The organism is Pontibacter sp. SGAir0037 (genome assembly GCF_005491705.1).
Lineage (GTDB): Bacteria > Bacteroidota > Bacteroidia > Cytophagales > Hymenobacteraceae > Pontibacter.
This window is the reverse complement of sequence record NZ_CP028092.1, coordinates 16,927-36,038: the sequence shown is the minus strand read 5'-3', so window position 1 is coordinate 36,038 and position 19,112 is coordinate 16,927. Positions and strand designations below refer to the sequence as shown.

The 19,112-nt window shown below is 45.2% G+C and carries 17 protein-coding genes; 7 read left to right on the top strand and 10 right to left on the bottom strand.

What is annotated here, in order from left to right; translation table 11 throughout:
- Positions 1-32: 32 nt before the first annotated feature.
- Complete coding sequence (locus tag C1N53_RS00155; protein WP_137757405.1) at positions 33-890, top strand: hypothetical protein; 858 nt, start codon at positions 33-35, stop codon at positions 888-890.
- 81 nt (positions 891-971) lie between these two features.
- Here the strand turns inward: C1N53_RS00155 and lgt are convergent, their stop codons facing one another.
- The 5 genes from lgt to C1N53_RS00130 form a co-directional block, all read right to left on the bottom strand.
- The gene (lgt, locus tag C1N53_RS00150; RefSeq protein ID WP_137757404.1) at positions 972-1,829 is read right to left on the bottom strand and encodes a prolipoprotein diacylglyceryl transferase; all 858 of its coding nucleotides are present in this window, start codon (positions 1,827-1,829) and stop codon (positions 972-974) included.
- Between the two features lie 130 nt (positions 1,830-1,959).
- A complete protein-coding gene (gene nadE, locus C1N53_RS00145) occupies positions 1,960-3,855 on the bottom strand; it encodes an NAD(+) synthase (RefSeq protein ID WP_137757403.1) in 1,896 nt (631 codons plus the stop codon).
- Between the two features lie 335 nt (positions 3,856-4,190).
- Positions 4,191-4,868 (bottom strand): ribonuclease III, encoded by a 678-nt coding sequence (gene rnc, locus C1N53_RS00140; protein ID WP_240773333.1) that lies wholly within the window; start codon positions 4,866-4,868, stop codon positions 4,191-4,193.
- Positions 4,869-4,933: 65 nt separating this feature from the next.
- The gene (gene fabF / locus C1N53_RS00135) at positions 4,934-6,187 is read right to left on the bottom strand and encodes a beta-ketoacyl-ACP synthase II (RefSeq protein WP_137757401.1); all 1,254 of its coding nucleotides are present in this window, start codon (positions 6,185-6,187) and stop codon (positions 4,934-4,936) included.
- Positions 6,188-6,253: 66 nt separating this feature from the next.
- Positions 6,254-6,490, bottom strand: coding sequence for an acyl carrier protein (locus C1N53_RS00130; protein WP_007659745.1), 237 nt, complete (start codon positions 6,488-6,490; stop codon positions 6,254-6,256).
- 147 nt (positions 6,491-6,637) lie between these two features.
- On the opposite strand from C1N53_RS00130, the gene C1N53_RS00125 reads away from it, so the two are divergent.
- From C1N53_RS00125 to C1N53_RS00100, 6 genes are all read left to right on the top strand, one after another.
- A complete protein-coding gene (locus C1N53_RS00125) occupies positions 6,638-7,066 on the top strand; it encodes an IPExxxVDY family protein (RefSeq protein WP_137757400.1) in 429 nt (142 codons plus the stop codon).
- A gap of 2 nt (positions 7,067-7,068) precedes the next feature.
- Complete coding sequence (gene pyk / locus C1N53_RS00120) at positions 7,069-8,499, top strand: pyruvate kinase (RefSeq protein WP_137757399.1); 1,431 nt, start codon at positions 7,069-7,071, stop codon at positions 8,497-8,499.
- Positions 8,500-8,785: 286 nt separating this feature from the next.
- A complete protein-coding gene (locus tag C1N53_RS00115; RefSeq protein ID WP_137757398.1) occupies positions 8,786-10,603 on the top strand; it encodes an ABC transporter ATP-binding protein in 1,818 nt (605 codons plus the stop codon).
- A 92-nt stretch (positions 10,604-10,695) separates the two neighbouring features.
- Positions 10,696-11,226, top strand: coding sequence for a hypothetical protein (locus C1N53_RS00110; protein ID WP_137757397.1), 531 nt, complete (start codon positions 10,696-10,698; stop codon positions 11,224-11,226).
- Between the two features lie 99 nt (positions 11,227-11,325).
- Entirely contained in the window at positions 11,326-12,201 is an 876-nt protein-coding gene (locus tag C1N53_RS00105) for a DUF2911 domain-containing protein (RefSeq protein ID WP_137757396.1), read from the top strand.
- A 79-nt stretch (positions 12,202-12,280) separates the two neighbouring features.
- Entirely contained in the window at positions 12,281-13,204 is a 924-nt protein-coding gene (locus C1N53_RS00100; RefSeq protein WP_137757395.1) for a bifunctional 2-polyprenyl-6-hydroxyphenol methylase/3-demethylubiquinol 3-O-methyltransferase UbiG, read from the top strand.
- A 366-nt stretch (positions 13,205-13,570) separates the two neighbouring features.
- Here C1N53_RS00100 and acs read toward each other — a convergent pair whose 3' ends face one another.
- The 5 genes from acs to C1N53_RS00075 form a co-directional block, all read right to left on the bottom strand.
- Positions 13,571-15,505, bottom strand: a complete 1,935-nt coding sequence (gene acs, locus C1N53_RS00095) for an acetate--CoA ligase (RefSeq protein WP_256377514.1) — start codon at positions 15,503-15,505, stop codon at positions 13,571-13,573.
- Between the two features lie 102 nt (positions 15,506-15,607).
- Positions 15,608-17,296: a sodium:solute symporter family protein gene (locus C1N53_RS00090; RefSeq protein WP_137757393.1), complete on the bottom strand. Its 1,689-nt coding sequence runs from the start codon at positions 17,294-17,296 to the stop codon at positions 15,608-15,610.
- Positions 17,297-17,318: 22 nt separating this feature from the next.
- The gene (locus tag C1N53_RS00085; RefSeq protein WP_137757392.1) at positions 17,319-17,582 is read right to left on the bottom strand and encodes a DUF4212 domain-containing protein; all 264 of its coding nucleotides are present in this window, start codon (positions 17,580-17,582) and stop codon (positions 17,319-17,321) included.
- Between the two features lie 177 nt (positions 17,583-17,759).
- Positions 17,760-18,488 (bottom strand): SDR family NAD(P)-dependent oxidoreductase, encoded by a 729-nt coding sequence (locus C1N53_RS00080; RefSeq protein ID WP_137757391.1) that lies wholly within the window; start codon positions 18,486-18,488, stop codon positions 17,760-17,762.
- A gap of 142 nt (positions 18,489-18,630) precedes the next feature.
- Entirely contained in the window at positions 18,631-19,005 is a 375-nt protein-coding gene (locus C1N53_RS00075; RefSeq protein WP_137757390.1) for a hypothetical protein, read from the bottom strand.
- Between the last annotated feature and the right edge of the window lie 107 nt (positions 19,006-19,112).

Sequence of the window (19,112 nt, the reverse complement as noted above, 5' to 3'; positions counted from 1 at the left end):
CCTCCTGTTGATAAATTCAGGATACTGAAGAGATGAAACTTACATTAATAGTTACGGCTATCTTTTTATCGGTTCTGGCACTGATATTCTTTGCCTTTAAGGATAAACTTCTGGAACCGCCAAGCGATTCTGTTTCTGAGACCCTCGAAATCCTGGCTCCTCTTCCTGAAGAAGTAAAAGAAAGCTCCGGTATAGTTGCACTTCCCGAACAGGGGCAGTTTCTGACCCATAACGATGCCGGCAATAAGCCTCAGCTTTACCAGTTATCCAGCGAAGGTAAGATTGTAAAAACGTTCAAACTGAACGTACCGAATGTAGATTGGGAAGATCTGGCCAAAGACAATAAAGGAAACTTGTATATAGCCGACACGGGCAATAACGCCAACAAGCGGAAAGAGCTGGCAATCTATAAAACGAGTCTCAATAATCCGTCAAAAGCTGAAGCCATTCGTTTTACCTATGAAGACCAGGAAGAATATCCGCCTTCTAAAAAAGAAATGAACTTTGATTGTGAAGCTATCTTCTGGCATGATGGTAGCCTGTACCTGATTTCGAAAGACAGAGGCCGTAAGGAAACAGCCAAAATTTACCAGCTACCCGATCAGCCGGGAAACTATAAGGCTAAGCTATTGGGAAGCCATAAATTACAAACGCAGATAACAGGTGCCTCCATAAGTCCGGAAGCAGATAAAGTGGCGCTTGTAAGTAACGAAAAGCTACACCTCTTCCGCAATGTAGATGATCCGGCAGCATTTTACAAAGGCGATTATAAAGAGATAGATCTATCAGGTACAGGCCAGACAGAAGCTGTAGACTTTATAGATGCCAACACGCTTATCATGACAAGCGAGAGCGGCAGCCTGTACCAATACAAGCTAAGCCCGCCATAGCTGTTAATTCAGAGGCACAGGCGCATCAAAAGCAAAAGCCCGCATTGGTATTCCAATGCGGGCTTTTGCTTTTGATGCGTATTATCTTTTTTCTACAGCGGCTATTCTTCCTCCAGGTAAACCTGGCCTTGGCTTTTGCCATACTTTTAACAAAATAAACAGGCCCACCAGGATTAAAGGAATACTGAGCAACTGCCCCATGTTTAAGGCAAGCTCATCTTCGAACTTCTCCTGGTTTTCCTTCAGAAACTCTACCAGGAAACGGAAGGTGAACAGCACTGTTACAAAAATTCCGAAAAGCAAACCACGAGGCAGGGCACTTTTATACTTCTTCCATAGCCAGTAAAGTAATACAAAAAGCAGGAATGCTGCCAGTGCTTCATAAAGCTGTGTGGGATGGCGCGGATCGGCAGATGCGGCTACACCATTTATAATTTCATGGTTGTTTACAAACTTAAAGGCCCAGGGCAAATCTGCGGGCCTGCCAATTATCTCGGAATTCATCAGGTTGCCCAAACGGATAAATGTGCCGCCTAAAGCCACTACAATTACAATACGATCGAGCACCCACATGTAATCAAATTTCTGCTTCCGGCTGAACAACCAGAGTGCCAGCAAAATGCCAATAGTAGCACCATGGCTGGCCAGGCCGCCTTCCCATATCTTGAGTATCTCAATCGGATTGCTCAGGTAATAGTCGGGAGCATAAAAAAGGGTATGGCCTAAACGGGCACCTATCACGGTACCGATAATCATATAGAGCGTCAGCACGTCTACATCACCTTCGGTACGTCCTTCAGCCACATATATTCTGGAGATAATAATCTGACCAAAGACAAAAGCAAGGGCAAAAAATAACCCATACCACCGAACAGTTAAAAAACCAATACTGAAGATCTCAGGCTCAACAGTCCAGGTTATATAGTCTAATATATTCATAGCATAAAAAGAAGTCTGTTCAAAGTTACAATAAATAATATAGGTAAAAAAAGATACTACAAAACAAAAGCAGGCACGGTAAAAAGGCTGCCGTGCCTGCTTTATGTATAAAAATCAGTTCCAACCGCGGTTAAATCTCCCCGCTGCTTTTCAACTTCTCTAATTCGTCTCTGAAGCCTCCGCTTACAATAGGGAAACGGAGCCAGCTGCGAGGGTCCAGGTTATAATCGTCGAGATGGAAAGACGGGGCATACCGATCGCGTTTCCACTGATTACGGGACCATAACTTATAAAACTTCTCGATGTATTGCTGCGCCTTTTCTGAATCGGCTATACCCTCGCTTATCAATTTTTCCTGTACCTGTACCGGTGATAGCCTGTCGTAAAAAGCATAGCGCTCTATGGTGTTCAGAATCTCGTATGGCATCAGGTCTTTTTCGTCGGTTTGGGCTTCTGATGCCGGGCGCAACTCAGCTGTAGGTTGCAACTGGTTTACATACTGCAATCCCTCATAGCCAAGTTCCAGCTGCATCCAGATCAGCAACTGCCGGATAAAGGCTTTATCGATACCCGCAATAGGAGAAATACCGCCGGCAGTATCGCCGTCCATGGTAGCATAGCCTACTGCCGCCTCACTCCTGTTAGATGTTGCCATTAGCAAGGCTCCATGAATATTCGCCAGCATCCAGATGGCAGGAGCACGTACCCTGGCCTGTATGTTCTGCAGCGTCAGGTCATCGTTTTCCCACGTCAGGCGTCGTTCAATGGCACTTTCAATTTTAGAAGTATAGCCTACCACTTCATCGTCTATCGTCCAGCTATGGAACACAGCACCTATAGAATCAGCAAGTCCTTTGGCCGAATTATAGGTATCGTCTGATGAGTTCACCGTGCCCTGATAAGCACAAACCAACATACGGCCAACCAGCGCCCTTACCGCCTGCTCTTCGGGCATATCTTCGAATATAGCTGTTTCCCGAAGTGAAAACATCCGCGATTTAGCCACAAAACCCAGTACGCCCAGGCTTTCGACCCCACGCCGCACCATTTCGGCCACCGCCACCGCACATAACGAAGAGTCGGCTCCTCCGCTTAACGACAGCACAAAGCCACGGCTATAGCTTTTGCGCATATAGTCGAACAAAGCCAGGCTTAAAGCAGCAATTACTTCTTTGTTTTCATCGATCGGGGGCAGGTATTCTATTGTTTCCTCTATCGTAGGGTTTTCGCCAAAGCATACTTCGGCACACTCCATATCCACATCCTTAAAGCAGAGCAGGTCGTTACGGCGAATCAGCTTGCCGTTTTGCGCAATCAGCACTTCCCCGTCGTAGATCATGCGACCGGCTTCATTACCTAACAAATTGGCGTACAAGTAAGCACACTGGTATTTTTTAGATGCTTCTACCACCAGCCTGTAACGTAAATCAGTTTTACTTAAGGCAAAGTGGCTGGCACTGGGGTTTAGAATTAGCTGTACCCCTTTCTGCATATGGCGCTCAGCCGGTCGGTTTGGCCGCCATGCATCTTCGCAGATCTCAAAGGCATACTTTACCCCTTTTTCTTCATAAATGATATCTCCGATCTGGTAGCGCTGGCCAAACATTTCGAATTCAGATACCTGGTGGGCCGGCCAGGGTGTAAACCACCGCGGTTCATAATGCACGCCATCGCGGGCAAGAAACTGCTTGGCTGTAAAGCCAACAATTTGTTTGTTCTTGATAACGCAGGCTGTATTATACACATCCAGGCCGATAATTACATGCACGCCCAGGCAAACGGTAATGTTTTCACACCATTCTTTTACCTGGAGCAGCTTTTCGAAAGCTTCTTCTGCAAGCCAGGGACTCAGGAAAAGATCTTCGCAACCATAGCCGGTAATGCAGAGCTCAGGCAGCAGCAGTATGTCAACTTTATTTGAAATGGCCTCTGTAATGGCATCCTTTATGTTTTGCAGGTTTCTTTCCCAGTCTATGGGCGTCTGGTTTAGGGCAGCACCTGCTAAAAGCAGTTTAGTTTCTTCCATGAGCTTCTATAACGCAACTATACCGTAGCAAGTTAATAGTTAAAGCTTAAATACAGAATTTTGCATATTAGATTTGAAGAGGCATAGATCGTGTCATAACCTATTATTGGAATCCGGAAGGGTGTCACTCCGAGAGAAAGGACATACATACTATAGACTGCATCCTGACTTATCGAAAATTGAAATTGCATCTTTTTTGGAAACAGACACAAGTATCAAGACACAAGACGCACGACTTTTTTCTATCTTAGAATTGAACAATGGAAGGCTCTAATTCCAGAACAGACTATCGTTGTCTATATAGCAGGTATTCAGAAAGGCTAAGGAAAAAGCTATTACTTGATTTGCAGGATCTCCAGGCTCTTTTCTGCAGCAGCCTGGTCTGCTTTTTTCTTGGAAAGGCCTTCTCCTATGGCGATGGGCTTATCGTCTACGTAAACTTCGGATGTAAACTCAGTCGTGTTGCCCTGTTGCTTACGCTTCACAATTTCGAAACGCACTTCTTTGTTCTGGCTTTGGGCCCACTCAATCAGCTTGCTCTTAAAGTTGGCAGTTGTATTCACCAGCTGATGCAGGTCTACATGTGGCTTGATGAGCTTGTTCAGGATAAACAGGCGGGTTCTGTCATAGCCTTTGTCCAGGTAAACAGCACCCACCAGCGCTTCTAAAGCGTTGCCATTAACCGACTTATGCCGCATACCACCATGCGTTGTGGTATCTACTTTTACAAGCAGGTTCAGGCCCACTTTCAGGGCAATATGGTTCAGAGATTCCCTGTTCACAATGCGCGAACGAATCTCCGTCAGAAAACCCTCGTCTTCGTAAGGGAATTTATTAAAAAGGTGTTCTGCTACGACGGCTCCTAATACAGCATCCCCTAAAAACTCCAGCCGCTCATTGGTTTCATGTTTGCCGGCAGCAGACTGGCGCGCAAACGAAGTATGTGTGAGGGCAAGTTTATAGAGCCTGATATTATCGGGAGTGGAGCCAATAATACCAGAAACGGCGCGCACTAATTCTTTATCTCTTGTAAATAAGCTATGATAAAAGCGCCGTACTGGTTTAATTGGACCAAACACTAGTCGTTCAGTTGTCTGAAGATAACAGAAGTATTATGACCGCCAAATCCAAACGTATTGCTTAGCGCTACCTTTACTTCGCGCTCCTGCGCTTTATTAAATGTAAAGTTAAGGCCGCTGTCGAAGCTTTCGTCGTCGGTGAAGTGATTGATGGTTGGCGGTACGATATTGTTCTGGATAGCCATAATAGAAGCAATAGCCTCGATAGCACCAGCTGCACCTAACAGGTGGCCAGTCATAGACTTGGTAGAACTGATATTCAGCTTGTAGGCATGGTCGCCGAATACCTGCTGAATAGCTTTGGTTTCGCTCACATCACCTAAAGGAGTAGAAGTACCGTGTACGTTGATATAGTCTACTTCTTCCGGTTTGATGTTAGCATCGCGCAGCACATTCTTCATCACATTAAGAGCACCTAACCCATCCGGATGCGGAGCTGTAATATGATAAGCGTCAGCTGACATGCCTCCACCAATTACCTCAGCGTAAATCTTTGCGCCACGTGCCTTTGCATGCTCATACTCTTCCAGAATAAGGGCACCGGCTCCTTCGCCCAACACAAAACCATCACGGTCTTTGTCGAAAGGCCTGGAAGCAGTTTCAGGAGAATCGTTTCGCTCAGAAAGTGCCTTTAAAGCGTTAAACCCGCCAACACCAGCTTCCGTAACTGCAGCCTCGGAGCCACCGGTCACGATGGCATCGGCCATACCCAGACGGATATAGTTAAAGGAGTCTATAATAGCGTTTGTGGCAGAAGCGCAGGCAGACACAGTCACAAAATTAGGACCGCGGAAACCATACTTGATAGAGATATGGCCAGCACTAATGTCAGCAATCATCTTCGGGATGAAGAATGGGTTGAAACGAGGAGTACCGTCACCGTTTGCGAAGTTCACACACTCTTCCTGGAAAGTACGCAGGCCACCGATTCCAGAACCCCAGATAACGCCTATACGGCTTACATCCAGGTTACTGTCAGTCAGATTGGCATCCTGCACAGCCTCATCGGCTACTACCATGGCAAATTGTGAGAAGAGGTCCATTTTACGGGCCTCTTTGCGGTCGAAGTAATTTTCAGCTTCGTATCCTTTTACTTCACAGGCAAATTGGGTCTTGAACTTGCTTGCATCAAACCTTGTAATAGGCGCAGCGCCACTCACACCATTGATCAATCCGTTCCAATAACCGGAAACAGTATTTCCAACTGGTGTGAGTGCGCCCAGCCCAGTAACTACAACTCTCTTAAGCTCCATAAGCTGTTCGTAGAGGATAGATAGTAAAAATGTTTATACTAAATTAAATCAGGGTAAGGAGGGATATTACTTAGCGTGCTCTTCCAAGTAGCTAATAGCCTGACCTACTGTAGCAATATTTTCGGCCTGATCATCTGGAATAGATACGTTGAACTCTTTCTCAAATTCCATGATAAGCTCAACAGTATCTAGTGAATCAGCACCAAGATCGTTTGTGAAGCTAGCCTCTGGAGTAACCTCTGACTCTTCAACGCCCAGCTTATCGATGATGATAGCTTTTACTTTTTCTGCGATTTCTGACATTTTTTCTTATAGTTTATTAAAACACAGTGCAAAGAAATAACTTTCAAAAGACAATGTCAAAAAAAATTGCTCTAATAAAAGTTTTAGGCATAATCTGCGCATTTGCGCTCAGAGCTTCTTACATTTGGAACCATTAGACTACATGCCATGAAAACACTGTACCTGGACGTGGAGCACGAGTATAACTTTGACCTGTATGGTATGGTTTCTCCCTGCAAAGAATATAAGCTTGCCTGGGCGTTAAATAGGCTTTTAGATATTCATTTAATAAAAAAACAGGATATTTATTATGATTTAACGGGCAAAAATCAACTAGTTATTGCTAATTACCTTTATAGTAGCGAATTTAGCACCGTGAGGCTTTTCCGGAACAGAGCACTAGGTTTTAATACATTAAAAAAACCATTCCTGCTGCCCGACATGAAAGAATATGATTATATATTGCAGGTTACAGGTGCATTGCAGCAGTTGTACCCGCAGGAGCTCATAAAAAAATTACAGCGCATTTCGCTCATACAATATGTTAAGCAATTTGATCCACTAACACTTAAATTTAAGGAAAACCTTCTATTATAAACATGGAAATATCTTTTAACAAGACGAAAGTACTCGCAACCATAGGCCCGGCCAGTAACACGTACGAGCGTCTTTTGGCCCTGGTACAGGAAGGCGTAGACGCTTTTCGCCTTAACTTTTCTCATGGTGCTTATTCTGAGCACCAGAAGGTTATTGATTTTGTTCGCGAAATAAACAAGCAGTATGAGACCAATGTCTGCTTAGTGCAGGACTTACAGGGTCCTAAAATCCGACTGGGTGATGTAGAAAACGGTGGTATCGAAATTAAAGAAGGCCAGCGCATAAAACTGGTTTGCGACGGCTCTATTACTACTGCCGACAGACTTTCTACGATCTATAAAGACCTGGCAAAAGACGTTGAGCCCGGCCACAGCATCTTGCTGGATGACGGCAAACTGGAGCTGGTGGTTATCAGCACCGACAAAGACATGACGGTAGAGGCTGAGGTTATTTACGGTGGCATTGTGAAGCCGCGTAAAGGCATCAACCTGCCTGATTCCAAGGTATCTGCTCCGTCTATGACAGAGAAAGACGTGGAAGACCTGCACTTCGGTCTTGACAACGATGTAGAATGGGTGGCGCTTTCTTTTGTTCGCCGTGTAGAAGATATCTACGAAATCAAGAAGATCATTAGCGAAAGAGGTAAAGATACCCGTGTAATCGCTAAAATAGAGAAGCCGGAAGCTATTACCAATATCGATGAAATTATAGAGGCGACAGACGCTATCATGGTTGCCCGTGGTGACCTGGGTGTTGAAGTTGGGATGGAGCAGGTGCCTATGATCCAGAAAATGCTGGTGGCTAAATGTAACGAGGCAGGAAAACCTGTTATCGTGGCTACCCAGATGATGGAAAGTATGATTGTGAACCCTCGCCCAACCCGTGCCGAGACAAACGACGTAGCCAACGCCGTAATAGACGGAGCCGACACAGTAATGCTTAGCGCCGAAACAGCGGTAGGTGCCTATCCGATCGAGACAATCCGTTCTATGAACATGACCATCCGATCGGTTGAGCGCAATGCAACCAATATCTATAATAAGAACTACAAACTGAACGCAAGCTCAGAAACGTTCTACAACGATAGCCTGGTGGCAAATGCCTGTCATCTGGCCCATGACACCAATGCACGTGCCATTATAGGTATGACCAAATCCGGTTATACTGCTTTCCAGATCACCAAGCACCGTCCGAAGTCCGATGTGTTTATCTTCACAGAAAATCACCGCCTGCTTAACATCCTGAACCTGGTGTGGGGTATCCGTGGTTTCTACTATGATAAATTTGAATCGACAGATGCTACCATAGCTGATATCAAACAAATACTGGTAAAAGCTGGTTACCTGGAGCAAGGCGATGTATTCATCAACACAGCCAGCATGCCGCTTAACGAAGAAAAACGTACTAATATGATTAAGCTGAGCATCGCTTAACATGTGTACATACCACATAAAAAGCCCGGAGCGCTTATGGCTGCTCCGGGCTTTTTATTTTTACAATAGTAATAACAAACACCTCCGCACAGCTATCACTTTACTTGCTTTAAAACAGCACAACACACTACTCCCATTTCAGCAGAATGTTTACCTTTGTAAGATTTTTGGGGGAAGTGGCATTTTTATAACGCTATAGCTGTTGTAATAGCACAAACCCTTTGCTGCCTTCGCGTTAAGCCAACACAAAGGCAGCATTTCTATAGCAATAACAACAATTTTATTAATGGCAAAACGCGGATTCGGGCCTGGTGGAGAACAGAGCAGTGAAGGAAGAAAAAAAATTAGCAAAGAAAGCTTCCAACGTGGCCTTCAGATATTTAAGTACATCGCCCCTTATAAATTCAAGTTTATTATCGGCCTGATTTTTCTAGTGTTTTCCAGTCTTACCTTTATGGGGTTTCCCCTGTTTGCAGGTAAGTTAGTAGATGCGGCAACAGGCACTTCTGATTGGTTTATCCAGGATATCAACGTTATTTCCCTGGCTCTTTTCGCTATTATTCTGCTCCAGGGCATTTTTTCTTTTTTCAGGGTGTATTTTTTCGCGCAGGTAAGTGAGAATGCCGTAGCTGATATCCGCCGCGACCTGTATAGTAAATTCATGATGCTGCCCATCTCTTTTTTTGAGAAAAGGCGTGTTGGCGAAATTACCAGTCGCATTACCACCGATGTGGCCCAGGTACAGGATGCCATGTCTATTACTCTGGCCGAACTGTTCCGTCAGTTAACCACACTTATTGTAGGCGTTGCATTCATTCTCTGGCTTTCTACCAAGCTTTCGCTCTTTATGCTGGCAACGTTTCCTGTGCTGGTAGCTTTAGCGCTGGTTTTTGGGCGCAGGATTAAAACGCTTTCCAAAAAGACACAGGACGAGCTTGCCAATACCAACATCATTGTAGAAGAAACGCTGCAGGCTATTAACACGGTAAAGGCTTTTACGAACGAATTGTTTGAAGTAAACCGCTATAAAACCACTTTAAATAAAGCTGTTAAAACAGCCCTTTCTGCGGCTAACTACCGTGGTGCGTTTATCACCTTTATTATAGTTGGTTTATTTGGCGGTATAATCCTGGTGCTTTGGTACGGAGCTACGCTGGTACAAAACCAGGAATTATCGGCTGGCGAACTTCTTACCTTTGTCATGTTTACAGTGTTTATAGGTGCATCGGTAGGTGGTTTGGGTGAACTGTATGGCAAAGTACAATCGGCGCTGGGTGCAACCGAACGGGTACTTGAAATTTTAGAAGAACCGATCGAGCCTACTAACCAGGTACAGACACCGCTGCATGAGATACCTAAAGTAGCCGGTGCCATTTCCTACAATCAGGTAGCCTTCTCCTACCCTACCCGTACCGATGTAGAGGTGCTCCACGATATTAACTTTACCATACAATCAGGCGAGAAAATTGCGTTGGTTGGCCCTAGTGGTGCAGGAAAATCTACCATTGTGCAACTGCTGATGCGCTTTTATGATGTAAGCAGCGGCCAGATTCTGGTAGACGGACAGGATATCCGTGACATGAGCCTGACAACTTTACGAGCCAATATTGGCATAGTACCGCAGGAGGTTTTATTATTTGGCGGTACCATACGCGAAAATATAGCTTACGGCCGACCAGAAGCAACTGAAGAGGAGATCATAGCTGCTACTCAAAAAGCAAATGCCTGGAATTTTATTCAGTCTTTCCCGGAAGGGTTGGATACACTGGTAGGTGAGCGGGGTATAAAATTATCCGGCGGCCAGCGGCAGCGTATAGCAATTGCCAGGGCTATACTTAAAAACCCTGCCATACTTGTTCTGGATGAAGCTACCAGCTCCCTCGACTCAGAGTCAGAACACCTGATTCAGCAGGCGATGGATGAACTGATGCAAAACAGAACAACCATTGTTATCGCACACCGCCTGGCTACTATTCGCAAAGTAGACAAGATCTTGGTAATTGATGGAGGTGAGATTGCAGAACAGGGATCGCACGAAGAGCTGGCCATGAACGACAATGGCATATATGCTAATTTACTGAAACTTCAGTTTGAATTAACTTAATGCCCCCTTCTTCATCCACTTACCATGCAGGCTGATGCAGCCATGTTTATGTAACCTGTTACAACTCCTATAACACATACAGTCACCCTTACATGCGCTTACATCAAAAACTGCAGCATTCACCTTTACTGGCTATTCCTTTCCTGCTCCTGCTCTCCAGACCTGTAAAAGCGCAGGAATGGCTGCATAATTTCAAAGCCTATAATTCTGTTTACCTCGAATTGGGCGGCAACGGCGACGCCTACTCTATTAATTACGACCTGGTATACTACCAGAACTGGTATTTTAAAGCAGCCGCACGCGTTGGAGTAGGCACTAATTTATTTTTCCTGCCAGAGCAAACCTCCGTTTATCCTGTTGTACCTGTAGAGGCAATTGGTATGGTAGGGCGCAAAAGAAAACATTTTGAGTTTGGCCTCGGTTATACCCATCGCTTTACAGATGCCCCGGAAGAAGTACAGCAAATGTACTTTGGGCGTATAGGGTTCCGCTACCAGGTGCCTTTGGGTGGTTTATTGGTTCGGGTTGGCGCAACGCCTTATGTAAGCCCAAGCAGCAGCTTTAAATCTACCGGTGTAGCTGTTGTACCACGCTACGGGTTGAGTATGGGGTATAGCTTTTAATCTGTCGAGAAAGTAGCAGCTATTGCTGTTCCGGCTTATTTTAGTAGCGATATTTTTTGTAATATTACAGAAGAATATAATTGCTAAATAGAAAAAGCCATGAAGAAAATTTTGTTCAGTATTGCTCTTTTTGCTGCAGTAGTATGCGGCACAGATGCTGTGCAAGCACAACAACAGGGAATAGCAATGCCTGCTGCAAGCCCTGCTGCCACCATAAATCAGAAAGTTGGTTTAACTGACATTACCGTTCAGTATTCCCGCCCATCCTTAAAAGGTCGTAAATTCGGAGTAGAGCTTGCTCCTTATGGCAAATTATGGCGCACTGGTGCCAATGCATCCACAAAAATCAAATTCAGTGATGATGTAACTATTCACGGGAATAAGGTGCCTGCCGGAGAGTATGCGCTTTACACGATTCCAAATCAAAATGAGTGGACAATTGTTATACACAAAAACACCACGCATTGGGGAGACGGCGGACCAGCTTACAAGCAGGAAGAAGATTTGGCAAGGTTTACTGTAAAAGCGCAGACTAACGCCAGAGCTGTAGAAACATTTACGATTAATTTCGCCAACCTTAAAACCGGCTCGGCTGATGTAGAGCTGCTTTGGGATAAATCAATTGCAACTTTCACCATCGAAACAGATGTTGACAGTAAAGTAATGGCCCAGATACAGGAGCGCGTGGTAAAAGGCACTGATGTTACACCTGGTTTGTATGCAGCAGCTGCTTCTTATTATTTCGAAAATGGCAAGGACCTGAAGTTAGCTGCCGACTGGATGAAAAAAGCCAACGCAGCAGAGCCCAGGTTCTGGACTTTACATACACAGGCCAAAATACAGGCGCAGCTAAAAGATTATAAAAACGCGGTTACGACTGCTGAAAAATCTTTGGAAATGGCCAAAAAAGAAGGCAATGCGGATTATGTGCGTATGAATGAAGACGCCATAGCACAGTGGAAGAAAATGAAATAGAGCTATAGAGCTCTGGATTATATCGAAAGCCTCTGCTCTGCCAGAGGCTTTCTTTTTTACACATGTTTATTTTATCCTATTGGAAGAAAGAGAAAAAAAACATTCAGAAGAACACTTAGGACCTGCCCGCCAGTACTGGTGGAACGAGGATTACCTGGAGCTACTGGCTCACAGGCTACACATTGGCTATACCCAATCTTTGGTAGACATAGGTTGTGGCAAAGGCATGATGGGCTTTAAATTTTCGAAGTACCTGCCCGAGGGCGCAACCGTATACGGCGTCGATTTTGAGCCCGATTACATAGAGGAGGCACGCCAGCGGGCACAAAGTGTATATAACCATAACAGTATACATTACAATTTCAGCGTTGGCAATGCCTCTGATCTGCCCTTGCCCGATGCCTTGGCTGACATCACCCTCTGCCAGACCTTACTCATACATGTAAAAGATCCGCAAAGGGTAATTGAGGAGATGATCAGGGTTACCAAACCCGGAGGCTGGGTGCTGGCCCTGGAACCTAATAACCTGGTGCCAAACCTCATGTTCGACCGCTATGGCGAAACAGATTTTGATGTGGAAAGCACACTGGAAGTACTGGAGGTAAAACTACGGATCGAAAAAGGAAAGAAACGCCTGGGGGAAGGCTTCAATTCGCTTGGTGATGTTATTCCAGACCTATTTCTGAAAGCTGGCTTACAAGATATAAATGTCTGGATATCTGATAAAGCACTCTCTATTATCCCTCCTTACGATACCGAAGAAAAAATGCTGCGGGTAGACCAGATGCTGCAATGGATCGATTCGGATGCCATGGGCTACGATTACCAGGACAACCTGAACTACTTTATGGCAGGTGGAGGCGATAAAGACAAGTTTGACGCTTACTGGCAGAAACTGCTCTATAACAAAATTACTTTAAAGCAAAAGCTCCTTAACGAGGAATATGTGTCAGCTGGCGGTAGCCTGGTGTATATTGTAGCCGGGCAAAAACCGAGGCATTAGACTTTAGACATGATAGTAAAAGCCTCTTTTGATGCTCCTGCTTTATTTTTTCAGGAAGGATATGGCCCTCTATATAGACAGCGACAGAATTTCATGGAAACAGTTTTACGAAAAATACAAAAGAGAAAAAGTCTTGCGTCTTGTGTCTTTATACTTGTGTCCTGTTTCCAGAAGAGATGCAATCTCAATTTCCAATAAGTTAGGACGCAGCCTATAAAACGATTGAGAACTTGTGATAACCTGATTTAGGAAGAATTTTCAACAAAAAGGCTCTGTAGTTGGTCCTGCAGAGCCTTTTTTCAACAGAAATTAAATTCAGAAATCTAAAATCTAGTATCTGATATCTAACTTCTAAATTCTACTATCTCAAAGTGCCCCTTCTTTAATTTCATCTACCACAGCCGGATCAAGAAGAGTGCTTGTATCTCCCAGGTTTGAGGTATCGCCTTCAGCTACTTTACGCAGGATACGGCGCATAATTTTACCCGACCTGGTTTTAGGCAAGCCACTTACAATCTGAATCTTATCCGGCCTGGCAATCTTACCAATCATTTCTACCACGGTTTCTACGATCTCAGCCCGTAGCCATTCTTCGTTTTCAGGCACATCCTTGCAAATAACGAAAGCATATATGCCCTGCCCTTTCACATCATGCGGATACCCCACTACAGCAGATTCGATTACATGTTCGTTATGGTTAATGGCTTCTTCTATTTCTGCCGTACCAAACCTGTGACCAGAAACATTGATTACATCATCAACACGGCCAATAATGCGATAGAGGCCGTTCTCGTCACGCTTGGCACCATCACCGGTAAAATATAAGCCTTTATAGGTAGAGAAATAGCTCAGGCGGCACCGCTCGTGGTCGCCATAGGTAGTCCGGATGATGCTTGGCCACGGGTGCCTGATGCACAGATAACCTTCCACTCCGTTTTCCTTTATTTCATTGCCATCGCTGTCGATCAGGATTGGTTCGATACCTGGTAATGGTAAACCGGCATGGCTGGGCTTCATAGGCGTTACGCCTGCCATTGTCGAAATCATGATGCCGCCCGTTTCTGTCTGCCACCAGGTATCAACCACCGGGCTTCTGCCCTTGCCTACGTGGCGATGGTACCAGTGCCAGGCCTCTTCATTTATAGGTTCGCCTACCGATCCGAGCACCCTCAGGGAATCCAGGCTATACGACAGCACATCATCTATGTCACCACCCATAAGGGCACGAATGGCAGTAGGTGCTGTATAGAAGATGGAAACACCATACTTATCGCAGATCTGCCAGAAGCGCCCCATATCCGGGTAGGTTGGCACGCCTTCAAACATCAAGGTGGTAGCTCCCGCCAGCAGTGGCCCGTAAAGCAGGTATGTATGCCCTGTTACCCAGCCCACATCAGCCGTACACCAGTAAATATCGCTTTCTTCGTACTGAAACACATTGCAGAAGCTGTATTGCGCATATACCATGTAGCCGCCACAGGTATGCACTACTCCTTTTGGCTTGCCGGTAGAACCGGATGTATACAGTATAAACAGCATGTCTTCAGCATCCATTTCTTCTGCCGGACAATCTTTGCTCACCTCTTTTACCTCATCGTGGTACCATACATCACGGCCTTCCACCATTCTTACCGCCCATCCAAGCCTTTCTACCACAATTACTTTCTTTACAGAAGGGCAAGTTTCCAGGGCCTCGTCCACCACACGCTTAACAGGTATTTGCTTCGCACCACGGTTGAGCCCATCCGAAGTAAGCACCATACTACATGCTGCATCGTTTATGCGATCAGCCATGGCAGAAGCAGAGAAACCGGCAAAAACAACAGAATGTACCGCTCCGATCCGGGCACAAGCCAGCACAGCAATGGCCAGCTCCGGAATCATAGGCATATAGATACAGATTCTGTCGCCTTTTTTAGCGCCGTTGTTCTTCAGCACATTGGCAAACTGGCATACCTTCTCATGCAGCTCTTTATAGGTATAGCGAATAAACCGTTCCTTCGGGTCGTTCGGCTCCCATATCAAAGCCAGCTTGTTTCCCCGGGTCTTCAGGTGGCGATCCAGACAGTTTTCCGTTATGTTAAGCTTTCCCCCCTGGAACCACTTCACATCGGGTTCCTCAAAATTCCATTCCAGCACCTTATCCCACTTCTTTCGCCAGGTAAATGTATCGGCCACTTCAGCCCAGAAACCTTCAGGGTCTTCTATACTTTTCTTATAAGCTTGTTGGTACTCTTCAAAAGTCTTTAACTGGGTATTCATTATTGCTGTAGTTTTATTTTTGTATTGATGTGAAGAAATAGAAAGCGAATCTGATTTAGGTCAGGTAAAATACCTGACCGGTTTTAACAGATACGACATATTACGCATGAAGTATATTTTTCAGGTATAATACAACCAGGCTTAGTGGTCCACTGCTGCACCTGCCCCTCTTGGAATGCGGATATCTTCGACCAGCTCCTGCACATGCAGCGGCGGAGGGGGCGTAACAGCCGAAACAACGGCCGAAACAATAAAATTTAACAGCATGCCAAGTGTACCGATGCCTTCGGGCGACACACCGCACAGCCAGTTTTCAGGCACATTTGCTGCAGGTTCGATAAACTTGAAGTATGAAATATAGGCTATAGTAAACACCAAACCGGTAATCATACCCCAGATAGCGCCCTGCTTGTTCATGCGCTTCGAAAAGATGCCCATAATAATTACAGGGAAGAAAGAGGCAGCCGCCAGACCAAAAGCAAAGGCTACTACTTCAGCCACAAAGCCCGGAGGATAGATACCGAAATAACCCGCTATCACGACGGCACCTGTGGCGGCTAAGCGTGCGGCTATTAATTCCTGACGCTCTGTTATACGTGGCGTAAATGATTTCTTAAGCAGATCGTGCGCAATGGAGGTAGATATAACGAGCAGCAGACCTGCTGCCGTAGACAAAGCAGCCGCTAGTCCACCGGCTGCCACCAGCGCAACCACCCAGTTCGGTAGCTGGGCAATTTCCGGGTTTGCCAACACCATGATGTCTTTGTCTATTTTCAGCTCGTTTTGCTCCGCATTTTTCACATACTGCACCAGGCCGTCTCCGTTTTTATCGTCTACCACAATCAATCCTGTCCTCTGCCAGTTGTCTACCCATTGTGGCATCGAAGAAATTTCGCGGTTGCTGGTAGTATTCAGCATATTATACATACCAAAAGCACCTACAGCAGGAGCTGCTGTGTATAAAATGGCTATAAACACCAGTGCATAGCCGGCTGATTTGCGGGCATCCTTTACTTTTGGAACGGTAAAAAACCGTACAATCACATGCGGAAGGCCAGCTGTACCCACCATAAGAGCGGCTGTAATAAAGAAGACATCTATCTTCGACTTGCTACCATCTGTATAGGCTGCAAAGCCTAGTTCTGTAAGCATACCATCCAGTTTATCTAACAGGTAGCCTCCCTCTTTCAGCTCACCTCCGAAGCCGAGCTGCGGAACAGGGTTATCAGTTAACAGAATCGAAATAAAGATGGCAGGCACCATATAGGCAAAAATCAGCACGCAAAACTGCGCCACCTGTGTATAGGTAATGCCTTTCATACCTCCTAAAACAGCATAAAAAAGCACGATCACCATGCCTATCACCACACCGGTATCTATCTCTACTTCCAGGAAACGGGAGAAAACAATGCCTACTCCCCGCATCTGCCCTGCCACATAGGTAAACGAAACGAAAATGGCACAAACAACGGCTACTAAACGCGCTGTTTTAGAGTAGTAGCGATCTCCAACAAAATCGGGCACGGTAAATTTACCGAATTTGCGCAGGTAAGGCGCCAGCAACAGGGCCAGTAATACATATCCGCCGGTCCAGCCCATTAGGTAAACGGAGCCATCGTAGCCCATAAACGAAATAAGGCCTGCCATGGAAATAAAGGAGGCAGCCGACATCCAGTCAGCAGCTGTAGCCATGCCGTTGGCCAAAGGTGAAACACCGCCACCGGCTACATAAAAATCTTTGGTAGAACCCGCCCTGGTCCAGACAGCAATTCCAATATAAATAGCAAAGGTGAGGCCTACAATCAGGTAGGTCCAGGTCAGTATATCCATGCTGAGGTTGCGTTATTTAAGATTAGTCTTCGTGAACACCGTATTTTTTATCCAGCCGGTTCATCAACCAGACATATATAAATATGATGAGCACAAAGCAGTAGATGGCTCCTTGCTGTGCAAACCAGAAGCCCAGTTTAAAGCCTCCTAGCCTGAACTGATTCAGTTCGTCTACCAGCAGAATACCGAATATGTAGGAAACAGTAAACCAGATGGCCAGCAGCGTAAGCACAATTCGAACGTTGCTGCGCCAATAGGCCTGCATCTTTTCTTTTTTATCTAACATGAATATAATTTACTTATTATGAAAATATAGTAATAGGTATATCAAGGTATTATAAATCCTGCAAAACAACAAGCATAAGCTTTAAAGAAAAGTGATTACTTAATAACTATAGTGTACTAAAATAGAAAAGGCTCTTCCTTCTCGGGAAGAGCCTGGCCAGTAGCAGAAGTTTTAATATTACATATCCCTCACCGATAAGATTACTTCCTGATAGCTGTCTGTGCTGTTTAGAAACTTTACGATCTTTCTACCTACCTCATCCGGAGTTGCCAGGTCGTTGTTCTGTTTATAGTTTCTGAACTTCTCTACAGCGCTGAACTTTTGCGGATCAGCCTCCCGAATCTGCCCCTGCATAGCTGTATCTACCACTCCTGGTGCCAGTGCAAATACCTTTACACCTGTACCTCGTTTATCCTGCTCTAACTGTACTGCCTGCGACAGCATATCAATGGCAGCTTTAGAGGCACAATAGCTGGCCCAGCCATCCACAGGGTATTTACCTGCCCCGGAACTGATATTCACAATTACCTTAGCACAATTCTGCTGCCGGTAGGTGTGCAGAAACGTATTCATGAGCATGGCAGGCACAACAACATTTACATCAAATACAAATTCAAAGCCCTCATTCGGCATCTCCTCCCCCACATAAGCAATATCGCCTAACACACCGGCATTGTTCACCAGTACCAGCCGCTCAGCATCCGGATAAGCCAGAAAAATTTTATGTAAATTATGTTCTACAGCTGCTACATCAGAAAAATCAAGTGGCTGATAGCGGTAGTTCTGATGCGCCAGGGCATTTGTTCTGGATACACCAATCACGTAGTTATTCGCGTCTTGCAGCAATTCCTCTGCAATCGCCTTGCCTATACCTTTGCTGGCTCCTGTTACAAAATAATAGTTCACCTTACCTGAATTATAAATTAGAAATTATGAATTTGTGAAAGCAAGAAACTTCTTTGTTCAGTCTTATGCTTTAAGCTCAAGATACGTGCTTCTAGGCTACAATGGCTTATATTTATTTACAAAATGTGCGGGTTGGCTTCTGCTACCGAAGCGACCGTATGTATACCAGCAAAATCAGGCAAATGAGCAGCAGTAATGAGAGTGCCAGTAGAAAGCCTTTGTAGGCAGCACCAAACAAAAACAGGTTCAGAACAGAAACAACGGCTACAAGTAGATAGGCTAACGTTACGTGGCTGCTGCGAACCTGCTTTTCTTCCTGCCCCAAACGAAGCGATTTATCAATAACTGAAAGCAAAAAGAGGTATGCCCCTATGGTAGCAGTTACAGACAGATATGGCACCACAGAAACGTTGCCTGCATGAAACTGCCTGTAAAATATGCCTGCTACTGCCAGCACCAACAGCGCCAGCACAGTACCTTCTTTAGCCGATACTTTCTTCTTTCTGCCCCACAACATGGCTTTACCCTTTAGCAACCCCTATCATAAAATGAGAGCCTCTGCCATACATATACGGCAGAGGCTCTCATTTTATTCTGAAGTCAGGGCGAAATATACCTGATTTT

Excerpts from the sequence above, each read along its gene's own strand:
- C1N53_RS00155 (WP_137757405.1), top strand. The coding sequence starts at position 33 with ATGAAACTTACATTAATAGTTACGGCTATCTTTTTATCGGTTCTGGCA.
- lgt (WP_137757404.1), bottom strand. The coding sequence starts at position 1,829 with ATGAATATATTAGACTATATAACCTGGACTGTTGAGCCTGAGATCTTC.
- nadE (WP_137757403.1), bottom strand. The coding sequence starts at position 3,855 with ATGGAAGAAACTAAACTGCTTTTAGCAGGTGCTGCCCTAAACCAGACG.
- fabF (WP_137757401.1), bottom strand. The coding sequence starts at position 6,187 with ATGGAGCTTAAGAGAGTTGTAGTTACTGGGCTGGGCGCACTCACACCA.
- C1N53_RS00130 (WP_007659745.1), bottom strand. The coding sequence starts at position 6,490 with ATGTCAGAAATCGCAGAAAAAGTAAAAGCTATCATCATCGATAAGCTG.
- C1N53_RS00125 (WP_137757400.1), top strand. The coding sequence starts at position 6,638 with ATGAAAACACTGTACCTGGACGTGGAGCACGAGTATAACTTTGACCTG.
- pyk (WP_137757399.1), top strand. The coding sequence starts at position 7,069 with ATGGAAATATCTTTTAACAAGACGAAAGTACTCGCAACCATAGGCCCG.
- C1N53_RS00115 (WP_137757398.1), top strand. The coding sequence starts at position 8,786 with ATGGCAAAACGCGGATTCGGGCCTGGTGGAGAACAGAGCAGTGAAGGA.
- C1N53_RS00110 (WP_137757397.1), top strand. The coding sequence starts at position 10,696 with ATGCGCTTACATCAAAAACTGCAGCATTCACCTTTACTGGCTATTCCT.
- C1N53_RS00105 (WP_137757396.1), top strand. The coding sequence starts at position 11,326 with ATGAAGAAAATTTTGTTCAGTATTGCTCTTTTTGCTGCAGTAGTATGC.
- C1N53_RS00090 (WP_137757393.1), bottom strand. The coding sequence starts at position 17,296 with ATGGATATACTGACCTGGACCTACCTGATTGTAGGCCTCACCTTTGCT.
- C1N53_RS00085 (WP_137757392.1), bottom strand. The coding sequence starts at position 17,582 with ATGTTAGATAAAAAAGAAAAGATGCAGGCCTATTGGCGCAGCAACGTT.
- C1N53_RS00075 (WP_137757390.1), bottom strand. The coding sequence starts at position 19,005 with ATGTTGTGGGGCAGAAAGAAGAAAGTATCGGCTAAAGAAGGTACTGTG.